The sequence below is a fragment of the Streptomyces echinoruber genome (assembly GCF_014651135.1).
Taxonomy (GTDB): Bacteria; Actinomycetota; Actinomycetes; order Streptomycetales; family Streptomycetaceae; genus Streptomyces; species Streptomyces echinoruber.
Genome location: NZ_BMWH01000017.1, coordinates 17,780 through 32,579 on the forward strand (window position 1 = coordinate 17,780; position 14,800 = coordinate 32,579).

Consider the following 14,800-nt stretch of genomic DNA (forward strand, 5'->3'; position numbering starts at 1 on the left):
GGAACGGATGTCGCGACAGCTGCGGATCCTGGTGACCGGGGGTGCCGGGTTCATCGGATCGCACTATGTACGCCGGCTCGTCCGCGGTGCCTATCCGGCCTTCGCCGGGGCCGCCGTGGTCGTCCTGGACAAGCTCACCTACGCGGGAACCGAGGCCGCGCTGGAACCGGTCGCCGGCGACGAGCGGCTCCGGCTGGTCATCGGCGACATCTGCGACGCGGACCTGCTCGACGACCTGCTGCCGGGGACCGACGTGGTGGTGCACTTCGCCGCCGAGTCCCACGTGGACCGCTCCATCACCGGAGCGGCGGAGTTCGTGCGGACCAACGTCGAGGGCACGCACACGCTGCTGCGAGCCTGCCGGAACGCGGGTGTCGGCAGGTTCGTCCAGGTGTCGACGGACGAGGTGTACGGATCGATCGCCGAGGGTTCCTGGCGCGAGGACCAGCCGCTGGACCCCAGCTCACCGTACTCCGCGTCGAAGGCGAGCGCGGACCTGCTCGCCCTGGCCTACCACCGGACGTACGGCCTGCCCGTCTGCGTCACCCGCTGCTCCAACAATTACGGGCCGTACCAGTTCCCGGAGAAGATGATCCCGCTCTTCGTCACCAACCTGCTCGACGGCGGCACGGTGCCGCTGTACGGCAGTGGCCACAACGTCCGCGAGTGGCTGCACGTCGACGACCACTGCCGCGGTGTCCAGCTGGTCGCGGAGGCCGGCCGGCCCGGCACCGTCTACCACGTCGGCGGCGGGACGGAGCTGACCAACCGCGAGCTCACCTCCCTGCTGCTGCGGGAGCTGGGGGCCGACTGGCAGGACGCGGTCAGGCCAGCCCCCGACCGGCCCGGGCACGACCTGCGGTACTCGATCGACGACACGAGGATCCGGACGGAGCTCGGCTACCGGCCCCGGATCGACTTCCGTACCGGCCTGGCCGACACGGTGCGCTGGTACGCCGAGAACCGTTCCTGGTGGGAACCGCTGAAGATCCGTGCGGCAGTCGGCGGTGCGGTCACCGCCCCGGCCCGGGGGGCATGATGAGGAAGGCGATCTGGGTACCGGGGGGCCGCGGCCAGGTCGGTACCGAACTGGCCCGTGTGTGCCCGCCGGAGAACGTCCTCGTGGCGCCGACGTCGCACCAGGTGGACATCACCGACCCGAAGGCCACGACGGCCGCACTCGGCAGGTTCGCCGCCGCGGCCCGCGAGTTCGGTCTGCCGCCCGTGGTGGTCAACGCCGCCGCCTACACCGACGCGGACGCCGCCGAGAGCGACGAGCGGCGGGCGTTCCGGGTGAACGCCCTGGGTGCGGGACACCTGGCGGCGGCGTGTCGGGAACACGGTGTGCCGCTCATCTACCTGTCCACCGACTACGTCTTCGACGGCACGGCGGCCGAGCCGTACGAGGCGTCGGCCCTTGCGAACCCGCTCAATGCCTACGGCCGCACCAAACTCGCGGGCGAGCGGGCCGTCCTCAACTCCGGCGCCGAGGCCTGGGTGGTCCGGACAGCGTGGGTGTACTCGACCCACAGCGTCAACTTCGTCCGCACCATGGCCCGGCTGGAACGGGAACGCGACGAGGTGGCGGTGGTCGACGACCAGACCGGCTCCCCCACCTCGGCGGCCGACCTGGCGTCGGGCTTGCTGTCGCTGGCCGGGCGCGTCGCCGAGGGCGCCGGCCCGGCCGAGCGGGTGCTGCACTACGTCAACACTGGCCGAGCGAGCTGGTACGAGTTGGCGCGGACGGTCTTCGGGCTTCTCGGTGCCGATCCCCGGCGGGTGCGGCCGTGCACGTCGGCCGAGTTCGGGCGTCCCGCGCGCAGACCCGCCTACTCGGTGCTGAGCGTCCGTGCGTGGGCCGCGTCCGGACTGCCTGCGCCGCGGCCGTGGCAGGCGGCCCTGCCGGAGGTCACCGCGGCCCTGCGCGCGGAGCGCGCCGGCGAGGGACGGGCCGTCCAGCGGGCCTGACCGACAGCGGCCCCTCCGACGCGGACCTCGCCCTGTGGCCCGGCCGCGCCGCCCTTCCTGTGGCCGGGTGGTGCGGCCGGGCCACACCCACGCCAGGCGGCCGGCACGGCGGACGGGCGCCGGGGGCGGTGTGCGTCAGGCGACCGCGGCGGCCCGGCGCAGCCGGTCGTAGTGCGCGAGGCAGTCCTCGTACCGGGGCAGCCGGCCCTCGGCGAGGGCCCGGGCCAGGGACGGTGCCGACCGGTCCTTGTCGGACAGGATCAGCTTCAGGCCCTCGGGCAGGGGTAGGCCGAGGTCCGGGTCCGTCGGGTCGATGCCGTGCTCGGCGGCCGGGTTGTAGCCGGTGGAGGTCAGGTAGGTGAGCGTGGTGCCGGGTTCCAGCGCGACCACCGCGTGGGCCAGCCCTTCGGCCAGGTAGACCGCGTGGTAACCGGTCGCATCGAGCCGTACGGTGTCGTACGCGCCGAAGGTCGGGGAGCCGACCCGGACGTCGACGACGAAGTCCAGCAGCGACCCCTGCGTGCAGAAGGCGTACTTGGCCTGCCCCGGCGGAACGTCGGCGTAGTGCGGGCCCCGTACCGCTCCCCGGTGCGACACCGCGTGGCTGACCTGCACGAATCTGGGAGTGTACCCGAGCACGCCAGCCAGCACGGCGGCCTGGAACGGGGCGCAGTAGACACCGCGCCGGTCGGGGAACGTCGGGGGGACGAGTTCGTAGGCGTCCTGCACTGCGAGCTTGCGCACCTGCATGGTCTTCGGCTCCGGGGGCGAGGCGCGGCCGCACGTTGTGATGTCCGGCGGCCCGGGACGGGAGTGCACCACGGCGCTCGAGAGGTGCGCCGTGGTGCACGGGGAGGGTGGTTCAGCCGACGGGGCAGTTGTGGTAGGCCGCGATCAGCCAGTGGCCGTCCCGCCGTGTCAGGACCCAGGTGGCCACGCGTTCGTCGCCTTCGGCGACGCCGTCGTTGCCGGCAAGGACGATGCCGATGTCGCTGTTGACGACAGCCGTATCGGCGCCGACCTTACGGATCAGCCTCGGCACGTTGTGCGGGCGGCTGCCGACCAGCGGACCGGCGAACGCGTCGGACATGAACTTGCGGATGTCCTCCCGCCCGTTGAGGAACACCCCCGTCATGACCAGCGTCGCGTCCTCGGTGTAGAGGTCGGCGACGGCGTCCGGGTCGTTGGCCGTCCACGTCTGCTGCAGACGGTCCAGGACGTCGTGGACCGCGCTCTCGATCTCCGTGCGGGCGGCATCGGTGCTCGTCATGCGTTTCCTCCGGATTCTGCGGGACGGATGGACAGGGAGTGCCGGAAGACGTGGAGCGGGTCCCACCGGCTCTTGACGCGCTGCAGCCGCGGATAGTTGTCCTTGTAGTACAGGTAGTGCCAGGGCACTCCGGACGTGTTCCAGTGGGGGTCGGCGAGGTCCGTGTCCGGGTAGTTGATGTACGTGCCGTCGCTGACCTCGCCGGGCACCGGAACTCCGCCGGTGTCCGCGTAGATGTCGCGGTAGAAGCGGCGCAGCCAGTCCAGGTTCTCCGCGTCGTGCGCCGGGTCGGTCCAGGTGGCGGTGTAGACCGCCTTCAGGATCGAGTCCCGCTGGGCCAGTGCGGTCGCCGCCGGGGCCACCGCGTTGACCTTCCCGCCGTACGAGACCAGCCACAGCCTGCCGATCTCCAGGTGGGGCCGCGGCTCGGTCAGATGGTCGTACAGGACGTCGATCTGCCGGTCGGTGTACCCGCGCCGCAGGTAGCCGGCCTTCCCCTTGTACCGGGCGTACTCGGAGCCCCGCTGGGAGTCGGCGTCCACGTCGTGCGGGATGACGGCGTGCAGCCACGGTGCCGGCTCGCCGACCTGGCGGATGCCTCCGACTCCTTCGGCGAGGCTGTCCAGGTACCCGTCCATCAGAGCCCGTGTGTCGGGCCGGCTGCCGTCCAGCATCGCGAAGACCAGCACGTCGGCCGGTGTGTCCTGCTCTCCCCGGCAGGTGATCATCAGGGTGGAGTGCAAGGTCCGGGCGGGGCTGTCGGGGTCGCTGTTGGCCTCGTGCCAGGCGGCGTGGTTGTGCATCAGCCGCCGGAACGCGTCCCGCGGCAGATCGGTCCAGGACCACATGATCGCGCCGCTGAGCAGGGACGCCGGGGGTTTGGGCAGCAGGGCCGCCGGATCGTCGCCCTCCGCCCCGGGTGAGCGCAGCCAGTACCGGGTGACCACTCCGAAGTTGCCCCCACCGCCGCCGGTGTGCGCCCACCACAGGTCGTGGTTCGGGTCCTCGGGATCGCGGGTGGCCACCACCGCCCGGGCGGAGCCGGTGCCGTCCACCACCACGACCTCCACCGCGTGGAGGTAGTCCACCACTGAGCCGAGGCTGCGGGAGAGCGCTCCGTAACCGCCGCCCTGGATGTGGCCGCCGACGCAGACGGAGTGGCACCAGCCGCCCGGAATGGTGACTCCCCAATTGAGGTAGAGAAGGCGGAACACCTCCCCCAATGTCGCACCCGACTCCACGGCGAAGGCCCGGACTTCCGGGTCGTAGTAGACGGCGTTCATTCCCGCCATGTCGATGACCACGCCGTCCGGGTGTTCACCCACGGAATTCTCCATGGAGTGCCCGCCGCTGCGTACGGAAATCGGCCGTCCGGCCCGGACCGCCTCGTTCACCGCGGCCACCACCTGGTCGGTGGTCCAGGCCAGCTGGAAGTACGCCGGCCGCTGGTCGAACCGCTCGTTGCGGCGGCGCAACGCCAGGTCGTCGTAGCGCGGGTCGCCGGGCCGGACGGTGACGGGAGGCGGTGTCGCGCCGCTTTGGGGCGGCGTCCTTGCCGGAGAGGCAGGACTCATTGTGTCTGCCATGAGAAGTCTTCCTCTTGTTCAGGACTCGGCCGGTCGCACGTGGTCCTGTCGCTGACCACGGTCGAGCGCCGCGCTCCTCACTTGCTCAAGGAACACTCACCACGCCACTGGCTGCTTCGTAACCGTCAGCAGCCTTGCAAGCAAGTGGAGTTGCTATGCTCCGACGCCGTCGGTGAAATCTTTTCAGGAGGAAGTCCATGCAGGGTAACTACCGGGCGGTCACCTTTTCCGAATACGGCGGTCCCGAGGTGCTGCAGGTGGTGGAGCGTCCTCTTCCCGCCCCGAAAGCGGGCGAGGTCCGGGTGGCCGTGCGTGCGGCGGGAGTCAACCCCCTGGACTGGAAGGTCCGCAGCGGTGCTGCGGCGTCTTTCTTACCGGTCGAGTTCCCGGTGGTGCCGGGCGGGGACGTGGCGGGGGTGGTCGACGCGGTCGGGCCCGGCGTCACCGAATTCGCCGTGGGTGACGAGGTGCTCGGCTCGATCGGTTTCGGCGGCTACGCCGAGGCGGTGGTCGTCGGTGCCGGGATGCTCACCAAGAAGCCCGCCCCGGTGCCGTGGGAGACGGCCGCGGCTCTTCCGGTCGCCGCCAACACCGCCCTGTACGCCCTGGACGAGCTGAAGCTGCGGGAGGGCGAGACGATCGTGATCGACGGCGCCGCGGGCGGTGTGGGGACGGTGGCCGTCCAGTTGGCCGCGCTCCGGGGCGCCCGGGTCGTCGGAACCGCGCGGGAGGCCAATCACGCGTACCTGCGCTCGCTCGGCGCCGTCGCGGTGGAGTACGGAGCGGGGCTCGCGGACCGCATCCGGTCCGTCGCCCCGCAGGGCGTCGACGCGGTACTCGATGCCTCCGGCCGCGGTTCGCTGCCCGCACTCATCGAGGTGGCCGGCGGTGCGGACCGCGTGGTCACGATCGCCGACTTCTCCGCCGCCGGACTGGGGGTGCGCATGATCTCCGCGGACGCGGAGGGCGCCGCCCGGCGGATCGGCGCCGCGGCGGCGCTGGCAGCCCAGGGCAGGCTGACCGTGCCGATCGCGGCCACGTACTGCCTGGAAGAGGCTGCCCAGGCGCATCGGGTCAGCGAGCAGGGCCACGTCCGGGGCAAGCTCGTCATCCTCCCGCACGGCAAAGCGAACTGATCAGCCCCTGCGGCGGCGCGGACCCCCGGCCGGCTGCCCCGGCCAGACCCTGGCCCGGGCAGCCCACGGCCCCACCGCCTCCCCGCTCGTGCCGGGAGCCCGTGGCCGGGGCGGCGGCCGTGCGGCCCGTCCGGGCCGGCAGCGTCCGCCGGCGAGGTGAGCGGCCCGCATCCCCGGTGAGCCCCAGCCCGGCCAAAGCGGCCGGATTCGCCCGGCTCCGGAGGTGCCGCCGGCCAGCGGCGGCGGCGCCGGCCGGTCCGGGTGGACGGCGTTCAGGCGCACGACCACCAGCGTCACGTTGTCGCTGCCGTCCGGTATCAGGTGGTCCAGCAGGTGCGCGCAGGCCTCCTCAGGGGCCGCGGGCGCCTCGGCGGTCACGACGGCGAGGGTGCGCAAGGAGTGCTGGAGGTCCTCGTGGCGGCGCTCGATCAGTCCGTTCGTGACGAGGAGGACCAGTGGCCCGGGCGCGGCGTCGATCTTCCGGGTCGGCAGGTACGACAGGCCGAGCCCGAGAAGGGTGCCGTGTTCGCCCTGGCCGTGCTGGGCGCCGGAGCGACGGCGGGCGGCCTGCTGCTGTTCTCGCTGCGGCCCAGATCCGGGATCGGGCGTGCGAGGCCCGGCCCCGGCCCGCCGACCTGCTGAGCGGGGCGGCCGTACTCGTCCGTGACCGCCCGCTCCGGCCGGTCACCTGGGCCAGCGGCGTGGGGCAACTGGGCGTCGGGGCGCTGCCCGTCGTGAGCGTGCTGCTCGCCCGCCGGTACGACGATCCCTGGGCGACGAGCGGCCCGATGACCGCGTTCGCCTGGCGGAAACGCTCGCCGTCCGGGCGAGCCGGTCGACGCTCCTGCGGCTGATACGCCGTCTGCCGGAGCCCGGAGTGCACACGCCGCGGGTGCTCGGGGTGGACGAGTTCGCCCTGCGCAAGGGACACGACTACGGCACGATCCTGGTGGGCATCGACACGCGCCGTCCCATCGATCTGCTGCCCGGCCGGGTCACGGCGACGGCGGCCGCCTGGCTCGCCGACCACCCCGGCGTCGAGGTGATATGCCGTGACCGGTCCACCGCATACGCCGAGGCCAAACGACTCGGCGCCCTGGACGTGATGCACGTCGCGGACCGGTGGCATGTCTGGAAGAACCTGGCGGAGGCCGTCGAGAAGACGGTCATCCAGCACCGCGCCCTTTTGCGCGAGCCGGAGAACACCGCCCCGGTCCGCGCCGCCGAGCCCCTGGGGAGCCCGGAGCCTGCACCGCGCTCCCCGGACGAACCACGGCAGTCGGGCCGTCTGTCCGACCGGGTACGCGAACAGCACGCGGCCGTCCATGCCCTGCTGGGTGAAGGCCTCGGTCGGCGGCCGATCGCCCGCCGACCGGGCCTGGCCCGCAACACGGTCCGCCGCCTCGCGCATGCGGCCACCGCGGACGAGCTCCTGGTCGGACGGTGGACCGTCCGGGCCAGCATCCTCGCCCCCTGCAAGTCCTGCCTCCATCAGCGGTGGGCGGAGGGCTGCACCGTCGTCCGCCGGCTGTTCGAGGAAGTCCGCGCCTTCGCCGAGTTGATGAACGACCGTCGGGGTGGGGACCTCGGTCAGTGGAGGGAGCGCGTGCAGGCTGACGACGTGCCCGCCCCGCACGGCTTCGTCACCGGTCTCGGCCAGGACCTCGACGCCGTCGTCGCCGGGCTCAGTCTCCGCTACAGCTCCGGCACCGTCGAAGGCCACAACAACAAGATCAAGATGATCAAGCGGCAGATGTTCGGCCGCGCCGACTTCGACCTGCTCCGCAAACGGGTCCTCCTCGCGGCGTGAGGCCTTTCGTGATCGCGGTTGTGGTGACCCTCCGTGGCTCTGGCACGGAAAGTTGACCAGAACCACGATTCAAGCGACGCCGACAGCCGGTCACGGGCAAGAAGATGGGGAGCCGGGTGCGCCGGACCAGGTCCCTGCGCTCCGCCCTGTGGAGAGCCAAGTCGTCAAGGCCGGCCACCGCGCGGAACCTGCCCGGCCGGCCACGGTCGACGCCGCGCCACGGGACGTGCCCCAACGCTGCGCCCGCCCGGCCGGCCTGCGGCGCGCCCGCGAGCGCGGGTGCGTACGACATCGGAGGCCTCCTCCCGGCGCGGTGGGGAAGCCGTCGAGGGGTCGGATACCCGGGCTCGACGTGGTCGCGTGGGCGAACGACAGCTCCAGGAACGTGTCCAGTTCCTTGCGCGCCCGGTCGGCGTGTGGGCCCGTGAAGATCTCCGCGGCGTGCAGCGTGCCGGGAAGGACGACCACCTCGGCGCTCGGGAAGCTCGCCGCGACCTCGCGCAGGCGGCGGGCGTCGGCCGGCGGGTCGTCGGCCGTGCCGAGGAGGAACAGCCGGCCGTCGTAGGGCTTCGAGGCGGAGGGCGCGTAGCCGCCGAGCGAGGCGAGGGGGCTGATGCCCGCCACTCCGACCGGGCGTTCGGCGCCGCTCGTCTTCGGTGCCAGACCCAGCATCACGTTGCCGCCCATGCAGCCGCCGACCCGGGCGACCCGGTCGGCGCCCTGGGCGCGCAGCAGGCGGGTGGCGTGGGAGACGGTGCGTCGCCGGTCGGCGCCCCAGTCGAGGCCGGCGACGCGGTAACCGGCCGCGGCCAGGCGTTTCGCCTCGGCGGCCCACTCGCAGACATCGCCCCAGGAGATGGGGGCGAGGACGACACCACGGGGCCGGAGCCCAGGGTGACGATGCGGGAGCGGGAGGCACCGGGCTGGAGGTGAGCGGTGGCGCCGCTGCCGGCGAAGCAGGCCGGTGCGGCGGTCTTGGACAGGCGGAGGTCCGGCACGGCGGTCGCCTTTCCGGGTGCGGGTGCGGGTGCGGGGCTGCGGCTCCCGGTGGAGCCGTCGGGCGCGCAGGCTCCCACAGCGGTCAGGGCCAAGGTGGCCATCAGTACGCGACGTGCGTGTCGGGCACTCGTACAAGAAACACCAACAAGGAAGCATTATGCAAAGGTACCCAGAAAGCTAAAATGTGAACTGGCCCCGCGGGTGAGGCGGCTGCCGAGGTCCGAGCGTTTTCGGCCTCCCCGTATCTTTACCTTGAGCAAAACCGTGAAAGAAGGTGGTGCCAGTGGAGCCCGACCACGTTGACGAGATCATCTCGGCCTGGCGCGTCGAGATGCCGGAGATCGCCGGCCTCCCCCTCGAACTCGCCAAGCGCACCGCCTTGCTGATGTCGGCCTTCGATCTGGCCGCCGCCGCCGCGCTGGACAAACTGCACCTCACCCAGGCCGAGTACGGCGTGCTCGCGACCCTGCGCCGGGTCGGCGCGCCGTACCGGCTCAAACCGACCGATCTGACGCAGGCACTGCTGCTGTCCTCCGGAGGCACCAGCAACGTGATCAAGCGGCTGGTGGCCGCCGGGTACGTGAGCCGGCAGGCCGACGCCGAGGACGGGCGGAGCAGCTGGGTCGAACTCACCCCGCTGGGTGTCAAGACGGCCGAAGAGGCGGTGCGGGCCACCACCGCGGCCCACACCCGCCTCGTCTCCCGGATGCCCGACGCCACCGCCCGGGCCCTGAGCGAACACCTGCGCGTCGCCCTCGCCGCCGTCGAGGAGGGCGTCCTCGTCCACCGGTGAGCCCAGCGGTGGCGGGCCCGGCCTCGGGACGGCCGGGCCCGCCGCAGCCGGTGCTCACCTCCTCGGCGCCGGCTCCCGCAGTCGGTCGCGTACCGCTGCCGCGCGTTCCAGCAGGCGGGGCAGACCAGGGTGCAGAAGCCTGCCGTCGCGCTTCACCACACGGCCGGCGACGAGCACCGTCTCCACATCACCCGGGCCCATGGCCGAGACCACCGTCCCCACGGCGTCGTACACCGGAGCCACCCCTGGCCGGTCGGCGCGCAGCACCACCACGTCCGCCTGCTTGCCCGGGGTGAGCGACCCCGTCCGGCGGCCGAGGCCCAGGACCTCCGCACCGGCGATCGTGGCGTACTCCAGCAGGTCCCGGGTCGTGGGCAGGGCGGCCTGCCCGTCCGGCCCCTCCGTCAGACCCTGCAGGGCCGCCAGGCGCGCCACCTGGAAACCCGTGCGCATCGGGCCGAACAGGTCGGCCGCGGCGGCCACTTCGACGTCCGTGCTCAGACCGGGCCGCAGACCCGCCGCGGCCGCCGCTCCGAAGGGCGGCAGACCGTGGCCCATGGTCATCTCGATCGCCGGCGCGATCGAGAGCGCCGCCCCGCTGTCGCGCATCAGCCGCAGTTCGCCCTCCTCCAGGCCCGTGCCGTGGATGAAGACGGTGCCGGGCCTGAGCACGCCCAGCCGGTGCAGCCGGGAGACCGGCCGGCCGCCCCGCACGTGCGGGGCGGCCGGAACGGCCAGGTCCCGGGCCAGGGACCAGATCCGCCGGCCGTCGCCGTCCCCGCCGCCGTCGGCGTTGATGGCCATCGTCACCAGGGCGTCATCCGTGCCGAGACGAGTCTCGCGGACACGGCGGGCGTCCTGCGCCGGGCCCATCCCGTAGGCGAAGACACAGCGCACGCCCGAGGACTCCAGGGCGTCGAGGAGGGCGTCGGTGTGCTCGGGAGTGGGCTTGCCGACGTTCGAGATGTCCTGGACCGTGGTCACGCCGGCGTCGAGGGCCGCCAACGCGCTGAGCGCGTTGCCGACGTACAGGTCGTCCGGGGTGAGCCGGGGGCCCAGGGCACCGAGGACGGTCTCGAAGTGCTCCCCGAGCGTCTGGTCGGCTCCGCAGCCGCGCAGCACCGCCTGCCACATGTGCCGGTGCGTGTCGACGAAACCGGGCAGCACCAGGCGGCCACGGGCGTCGATGCGGTCGTCGGCGTCCGCGTCACCGGCGTCCGGGCCGACGGACCGGATGACGTCGTCCTCCACCAGCACGTCGGCGCACGGCAGTTCCCCGATCGCCGGGTCCATGCTCAGGACGTGCCCGCCGGCGATGAGGGTATGGCGTCCGCTCATGCCCGGCCCCAGCCCTGCGGAGGGTCGTGGCGGCCGGTGCGCAGGATCCAGTACTCGCTGTTGCGGGTGCACAGCCGTTCGGATCCGACGGTGCCGAAGGTGAGGACGTTGGTTTCGATCAGGGTGATCCAGTGGTCCCCGTCCGGATGGGCGGCCGGGGCGCGCAGGGTGACCCACATTTCGACGGCCGCCCGGTCGCCGGTGACGACGGGGTGCCCTGCCGGTGGCCGATGTCGGACTGCCCCGAGGTGACGTCACGCCAGTAGCGGCCGATCGCGTCCCGGCCCCGGTAGGTCTGGGACTCGTCGCCGGGCACCGCCTCGTACAGGGCGTCGGGGGCGAAGAGACGTACGGCGGCCGCGGCGTCCTTGGTGCGCCACGCCTCCAGGTAGGCGGTGGTCCACCGGGACACGAAGGCGCGGGTGAGCGCCTGGCTCCCGGGCTGCTCGCCGGACGGGGCGGCGACCGCCCGCCCGGCGAGAGCCGGTGGCGCCGTCAGCAGCGGTACGGCGGCGGCACCGGCGCGGAACAGGGAACGGCGGGCGGGACGGAGAGTCATACGCGCTCGGCTTCCAGTCGGAGGGACGGCGCCATCGCGGGCCGCGTCCCGACGCCCAGGGCGTCGAGGACGTGCCGGGTGGCCGCCGTGGTGTTCAGGGAATAGAAGTGAAGGGCCGGAACGCCCTCGTCCAGCAGCCGCGCACACAGTCGTACGGCGGCGTCCAGGCCGGCGGCGCGGAACGCCGCGGGGTCGTCGGCGTACCGCAGCAGGACCCGCGCCTGCTCGGGCTCGCCGCACACCCCGCACACCCCGGACAGCTCGACCGCCTTGCGCAGCACCTTGGGGGTGGTCATCGGCAGGACGCCGGGCAGCAGCGGCACGTCACAGCCCTGTCCGTCGAGCCGGTCCCGCAGCCGCAGGAACGCCTCCACGTCGAAGAAGAGCTGCGCCACCGCGAAGTCCGCGCCGGCCCGGATCTTGCGCACCAGGTGTGCGAGGTCCGAGGCGGCGTCGGGCGAGCGCGGATGCCCGTGCGGAAAGGCGGCCACGCCGACGCAGAAGTCGCCGAGGGTCCGGGCCGGCGCCACCAGTTCGGCGGCGTGGGTGAGGCCCTGCGGATGGGCGATCCACTCGCCGCCCGGGTCACCGGGCGGGTCACCGCGGACCAGCAGCAGGTTGCGTACGCCGGTCGCCGCGTACCACGACAGAGCGTGCCGCAGTTCGGCGACCGAGTGGCCCACCGCCGCCAGGTGGGCCACCGTGCACAGGGTGGTCTGCTCGCGCAGCCGGGCCGTGGTCTGCACCGTGCGCTCCCGGGTACTGCCGCCGGCGCCGTACGTCACCGACGCGAACACCGGGGCGAGTGGCTCCAGTTCCCTCACGCACCGCCACAGCCGCCGCTCGCCCGCCGGGTCGCGCGGCGGGAAGAACTCCACCGAGAACGACGGCCCGGGTCGCCGCAGGGCCGACGCGACGGTGACGTCACGGCCACCGCCGCCGCCCCTCGGGAGGCCGCCGGTCACCGTCCCGCCCCCGCGAGGGCACGCTCCCGTACCGACCCGTAACTCGCCTCGTAGTCCTGGCTGCCGACCGACTCCAAAGCGGTGGCGGCCAGCGCGCAGCCGGTTCTCACCGCCTCCGTGTCGTCGCGGCCGCGCGCGTGTTCGGCGAGGAAACCCGCCCGGAAGGCGTCGCCCGCCCCCGTGGGGTCGGCCACTCGCGCGACGGGAACGGCGGGCACGGTCACGGCGGGGGCGGCGTGCCGCTCGATCCGGGCGCCGTCGGCCCCGAGCGTGACGACCCACGCGCCGACCCGGCGCAGCACGTCCTGCCCGCTCAGGCCGGTGCGCCGCAACAGCAGCGCCTGCTCGTAGGCGTTCGTGAACAGATAGCGCGCGCCCTCGAACAGGCCGGGGATCGCGTCCGGTTCGAGGCGGGCCAGCTGCTGGGACGGGTCCGCCGCGAACGGCATGCCGTGGCGGCGGCACGCCTCGGCGTGCCGGACCATGGCGGCCGCGTCCTCGGTGACCGTGTGCCCGAGGTCCGCGCAGAGCCGGGCGGCCTGCAGGACGGCCTCGGCACACGCGGTGTGCAGGGGACCGGTGCCGGCGCGCGTGGTGAAGGCGATGCGCAGCCGGCGCGGGGCTTCGCGACGGCGTCGCGGAACGGGCCGGGCGGCGGTGGCGCCGGGTAGGGATCGCCAGGGGCGGGACCGGCGATCAGGTCCAGGGCCGCCGCGCTGTCCCGTACCGAGCGGCTGACCACATGCTCACCGGCGCGCCCGTTCATGAGGTCGCCCACCTGGGGGCCGAGCGGGGTGCGGGCCCGGGTGGGCTTGAGGCCGAAGACTCCGCAGCACGCGGCCGGGATACGGATGGAACCCCCGGCGTCGTTGGCGTGGGCGAGCGGCACCAGGCCTGCCGCAACGGCCGCCGCGGCACCGCCGCTGGACCCGCCGGCGGACCTGCCGAGGTCCCACGGGTTGCGCGTGGGACCGTGCCGACGGGGTTCGGTCGTGGGCAGGACACCGAACTCGGCCGAGTTGCTCCGGCCAAGAATGAGCAGTCCGCCGGCCTTGAACCGCTCGACCAGCGTACTGTCCTGGTCGGGGACGAAGCCCGCCAGCAGACCGGACCCCTGCGTGGCCTCCAGTCCGGCGCAGGCTGCCCCCAGGTCCTTGAGCAGGAAGGGCACGCCGGCCAGTGGCCCCGGTGGCTCCGATCCGGTGAGCGCTCTGCGGAACTCCGGGGCACCGGCCTGCTTCCGGGCCCGTTCGTAGTCGGTGATGGGCACCGCGCCGACCGTGGCGTTCGCCGCCTCGATCCGTCCGATCGCGGCCTCGACCAGTTCGTCCGCACCGATCTGCCCCGTCCGGACCATATCGGCTTGGGCGTGCGCGTCGAGCCATGCCAGTTCCTGCCAGTCGGTCATCCCCATGTCCCCCCACACACAGGCTTCGACTGCGAGGTCGTGCCCGCTGGTCAGGCGGACGCGCCCTCGAAGTCCACGGCCTGACGCCCGGCCAGGAAGACGTGCGTGGTCTCGGCGATGCGACGGCCCAGAGCCTCGGCGGTGCGCAGGTCGCCGGCGCCCGGCGTGACGTCGGGTCCCTCGTCGTTGTTGGCCTGGGACATGGCACCGAGCCAGCAGCCGAGCCGGTTGATGTCCTCCGGGCTGCCGGCCGAGGTGTTCCAGCCGCCGTACTCGGCGAGGCCGACCCAGATCATGCCGTGCTGGGCGGCGAACAGGGCGATGTCGAACAGCGTGTTGAGCTTGTCGCCGGACATGTTGCCGCTGTTGGTGAAGCCACCGGCGATCTTGTTCTTCCAGCGGAGGTTGTCCCCCCAGACCTTGCTCGTGGCCTCGATGAAGGCACGGAAGACGGCACTGCTGCCGCCCATGTAGGTGGGCGTCCCGAAGATGATCGCGTCGGCCTCCTGGAGCGTCTCCTACAGCTCGTCGGTCAGCTCCGCGAGCGAGACGAGCGTGACCTGGGTGTCCGGCACCTTCTCCGCCCCGGCCACGACGGCAGCCGCCTGCTTCGCCGTGTGCCCGTAACCGCTGTGGTACGCCACAGCCACCTTGACCTGCATGAAATCCCCCTTGGCGACAGCGCCCGGAGCGGCGAATTACTTATACGTAAAGCATCCAGAAAAGCTTTGACGGAAGAGACTCTACTCAGGTGCCGAGCCGGAAGGCAAGCCGCTTCGGACAGCCGACGCGTCGCGCTCCGCACCTGGTCCTTTCTTTGCGGGGCCACCCCTGCGCGGGCGGGGACCACACGCTGGAGGACGAGGACGGCCACACCTACCGCGGACTACCCCCGCCCGCGCGAGGCCCTGACCTGCATGCGTGGCGATCGCCCTCGGCTGCATGTGGCTGCGCTCCTTCGCCTTCAT

The 14,800-nt window shown here is 72.8% G+C and carries 16 protein-coding genes and 2 pseudogenes; 5 read left to right on the plus strand and 13 right to left on the minus strand.

Annotated features, from left to right (window positions below):
• The first annotated feature begins 7 nt into the window (after positions 1 to 7).
• Positions 8 to 1,039 (plus strand): dTDP-glucose 4,6-dehydratase, encoded by a 1,032-nt coding sequence (gene rfbB / locus IE225_RS19640; protein ID WP_229879750.1) that lies wholly within the window; start codon positions 8 to 10, stop codon positions 1,037 to 1,039.
• Positions 1,039 to 1,968 (plus strand): dTDP-4-dehydrorhamnose reductase, encoded by a 930-nt coding sequence (rfbD, locus tag IE225_RS19645; RefSeq protein ID WP_229879808.1) that lies wholly within the window; start codon positions 1,039 to 1,041, stop codon positions 1,966 to 1,968. Before rfbB ends, rfbD begins: the two co-directional genes overlap by 1 nt.
• A 135-nt stretch (positions 1,969 to 2,103) precedes the next feature.
• Here rfbD and IE225_RS19650 read toward each other — a convergent pair whose 3' ends face one another.
• The 3 genes from IE225_RS19650 to IE225_RS19660 form a co-directional block, all read right to left on the minus strand.
• Entirely contained in the window at positions 2,104 to 2,718 is a 615-nt protein-coding gene (locus IE225_RS19650) for a dTDP-4-dehydrorhamnose 3,5-epimerase family protein (protein ID WP_190058882.1), read from the minus strand.
• Positions 2,719 to 2,830: 112 nt separating this feature from the next.
• Positions 2,831 to 3,238, minus strand: coding sequence for an SgcJ/EcaC family oxidoreductase (locus tag IE225_RS19655; protein ID WP_190058883.1), 408 nt, complete (start codon positions 3,236 to 3,238; stop codon positions 2,831 to 2,833).
• Complete coding sequence (locus IE225_RS19660; protein ID WP_229879752.1) at positions 3,235 to 4,824, minus strand: FAD-binding oxidoreductase; 1,590 nt, start codon at positions 4,822 to 4,824, stop codon at positions 3,235 to 3,237. Before IE225_RS19660 ends, IE225_RS19655 begins: the two co-directional genes overlap by 4 nt.
• A 197-nt stretch (positions 4,825 to 5,021) precedes the next feature.
• On the opposite strand from IE225_RS19660, the gene IE225_RS19665 reads away from it, so the two are divergent.
• The gene (locus IE225_RS19665; protein WP_190058884.1) at positions 5,022 to 5,960 is read left to right on the plus strand and encodes an NADP-dependent oxidoreductase; all 939 of its coding nucleotides are present in this window, start codon (positions 5,022 to 5,024) and stop codon (positions 5,958 to 5,960) included.
• Here IE225_RS19665 and IE225_RS33285 read toward each other — a convergent pair whose 3' ends face one another.
• The gene (locus IE225_RS33285; protein ID WP_308432527.1) at positions 5,961 to 6,461 is read right to left on the minus strand and encodes a SpoIIE family protein phosphatase; all 501 of its coding nucleotides are present in this window, start codon (positions 6,459 to 6,461) and stop codon (positions 5,961 to 5,963) included. It abuts the gene before it with no gap.
• Between the two features lie 301 nt (positions 6,462 to 6,762).
• On the opposite strand from IE225_RS33285, the gene IE225_RS19675 reads away from it, so the two are divergent.
• Entirely contained in the window at positions 6,763 to 7,770 is a 1,008-nt protein-coding gene (locus IE225_RS19675; RefSeq protein WP_229879812.1) for an ISL3 family transposase, read from the plus strand.
• A 90-nt stretch (positions 7,771 to 7,860) separates the two neighbouring features.
• Here the strand turns inward: IE225_RS19675 and IE225_RS19680 are convergent, their stop codons facing one another.
• A complete protein-coding gene (locus IE225_RS19680; RefSeq protein WP_190058885.1) occupies positions 7,861 to 8,457 on the minus strand; it encodes a hypothetical protein in 597 nt (198 codons plus the stop codon).
• Positions 8,458 to 9,052: 595 nt separating this feature from the next.
• On the opposite strand from IE225_RS19680, the gene IE225_RS19685 reads away from it, so the two are divergent.
• Positions 9,053 to 9,562: a MarR family winged helix-turn-helix transcriptional regulator gene (locus IE225_RS19685; RefSeq protein ID WP_229879753.1), complete on the plus strand. Its 510-nt coding sequence runs from the start codon at positions 9,053 to 9,055 to the stop codon at positions 9,560 to 9,562.
• A 54-nt stretch (positions 9,563 to 9,616) separates the two neighbouring features.
• On the opposite strand, the gene IE225_RS19690 is transcribed toward IE225_RS19685, so the two are convergent.
• The 8 genes and pseudogenes from IE225_RS19690 to IE225_RS34275 all read right to left on the minus strand — a co-directional run bounded on the left by IE225_RS19690 (position 9,617) and on the right by IE225_RS34275 (position 14,494).
• Positions 9,617 to 10,900: an amidohydrolase family protein gene (locus IE225_RS19690; RefSeq protein WP_190058886.1), complete on the minus strand. Its 1,284-nt coding sequence runs from the start codon at positions 10,898 to 10,900 to the stop codon at positions 9,617 to 9,619.
• Complete coding sequence (locus IE225_RS33290; RefSeq protein WP_229879756.1) at positions 10,897 to 11,079, minus strand: hypothetical protein; 183 nt, start codon at positions 11,077 to 11,079, stop codon at positions 10,897 to 10,899. Before IE225_RS33290 ends, IE225_RS19690 begins: the two co-directional genes overlap by 4 nt.
• Complete coding sequence (locus IE225_RS19695; RefSeq protein ID WP_229879758.1) at positions 11,019 to 11,459, minus strand: nuclear transport factor 2 family protein; 441 nt, start codon at positions 11,457 to 11,459, stop codon at positions 11,019 to 11,021. The genes IE225_RS33290 and IE225_RS19695 overlap by 61 nt, the downstream gene beginning before the upstream one ends.
• On the minus strand, positions 11,456 to 12,364 hold the full coding sequence (locus IE225_RS19700) for a methylenetetrahydrofolate reductase (RefSeq protein ID WP_190058982.1): 909 nt from the start codon (positions 12,362 to 12,364) through the stop codon (positions 11,456 to 11,458). The genes IE225_RS19695 and IE225_RS19700 overlap by 4 nt, the downstream gene beginning before the upstream one ends.
• Before the next feature lie 56 nt (positions 12,365 to 12,420).
• Positions 12,421 to 12,909, minus strand: a complete 489-nt coding sequence (locus IE225_RS33295) for a PfkB family carbohydrate kinase (protein WP_229879764.1) — start codon at positions 12,907 to 12,909, stop codon at positions 12,421 to 12,423.
• A 197-nt stretch (positions 12,910 to 13,106) separates the two neighbouring features.
• Positions 13,107 to 13,838 (minus strand): annotated as a pseudogene (locus IE225_RS33300) (amidase); the annotation flags it as partial.
• A 44-nt stretch (positions 13,839 to 13,882) separates the two neighbouring features.
• Positions 13,883 to 14,335 (minus strand): annotated as a pseudogene (locus tag IE225_RS19710) (flavodoxin family protein); the annotation flags it as partial.
• 15 nt (positions 14,336 to 14,350) lie between these two features.
• The gene (locus IE225_RS34275; RefSeq protein ID WP_452739790.1) at positions 14,351 to 14,494 is read right to left on the minus strand and encodes an NADPH-dependent FMN reductase family protein; all 144 of its coding nucleotides are present in this window, start codon (positions 14,492 to 14,494) and stop codon (positions 14,351 to 14,353) included.
• Between the last annotated feature and the right edge of the window lie 306 nt (positions 14,495 to 14,800).

Coding starts and splice junctions, on each gene's coding strand:
- rfbB (WP_229879750.1), top strand. CDS start 8: ATGTCGCGACAGCTGCGGATCCTGGTGACCGGGGGTGCCGGGTTCATC.
- rfbD (WP_229879808.1), top strand. CDS start 1,039: ATGAGGAAGGCGATCTGGGTACCGGGGGGCCGCGGCCAGGTCGGTACC.
- IE225_RS19650 (WP_190058882.1), bottom strand. CDS start 2,718: ATGCAGGTGCGCAAGCTCGCAGTGCAGGACGCCTACGAACTCGTCCCC.
- IE225_RS19655 (WP_190058883.1), bottom strand. CDS start 3,238: ATGACGAGCACCGATGCCGCCCGCACGGAGATCGAGAGCGCGGTCCAC.
- IE225_RS19660 (WP_229879752.1), bottom strand. CDS start 4,824: ATGGCAGACACAATGAGTCCTGCCTCTCCGGCAAGGACGCCGCCCCAA.
- IE225_RS19665 (WP_190058884.1), top strand. CDS start 5,022: ATGCAGGGTAACTACCGGGCGGTCACCTTTTCCGAATACGGCGGTCCC.
- IE225_RS19680 (WP_190058885.1), bottom strand. CDS start 8,457: ATGGGCGGCAACGTGATGCTGGGTCTGGCACCGAAGACGAGCGGCGCC.
- IE225_RS19690 (WP_190058886.1), bottom strand. CDS start 10,900: ATGAGCGGACGCCATACCCTCATCGCCGGCGGGCACGTCCTGAGCATG.
- IE225_RS33290 (WP_229879756.1), bottom strand. CDS start 11,079: ATGTGGGTCACCCTGCGCGCCCCGGCCGCCCATCCGGACGGGGACCAC.
- IE225_RS19695 (WP_229879758.1), bottom strand. CDS start 11,459: ATGACTCTCCGTCCCGCCCGCCGTTCCCTGTTCCGCGCCGGTGCCGCC.
- IE225_RS33295 (WP_229879764.1), bottom strand. CDS start 12,909: ATGGTCCGGCACGCCGAGGCGTGCCGCCGCCACGGCATGCCGTTCGCG.
- IE225_RS34275 (WP_452739790.1), bottom strand. CDS start 14,494: ATGCAGGTCAAGGTGGCTGTGGCGTACCACAGCGGTTACGGGCACACG.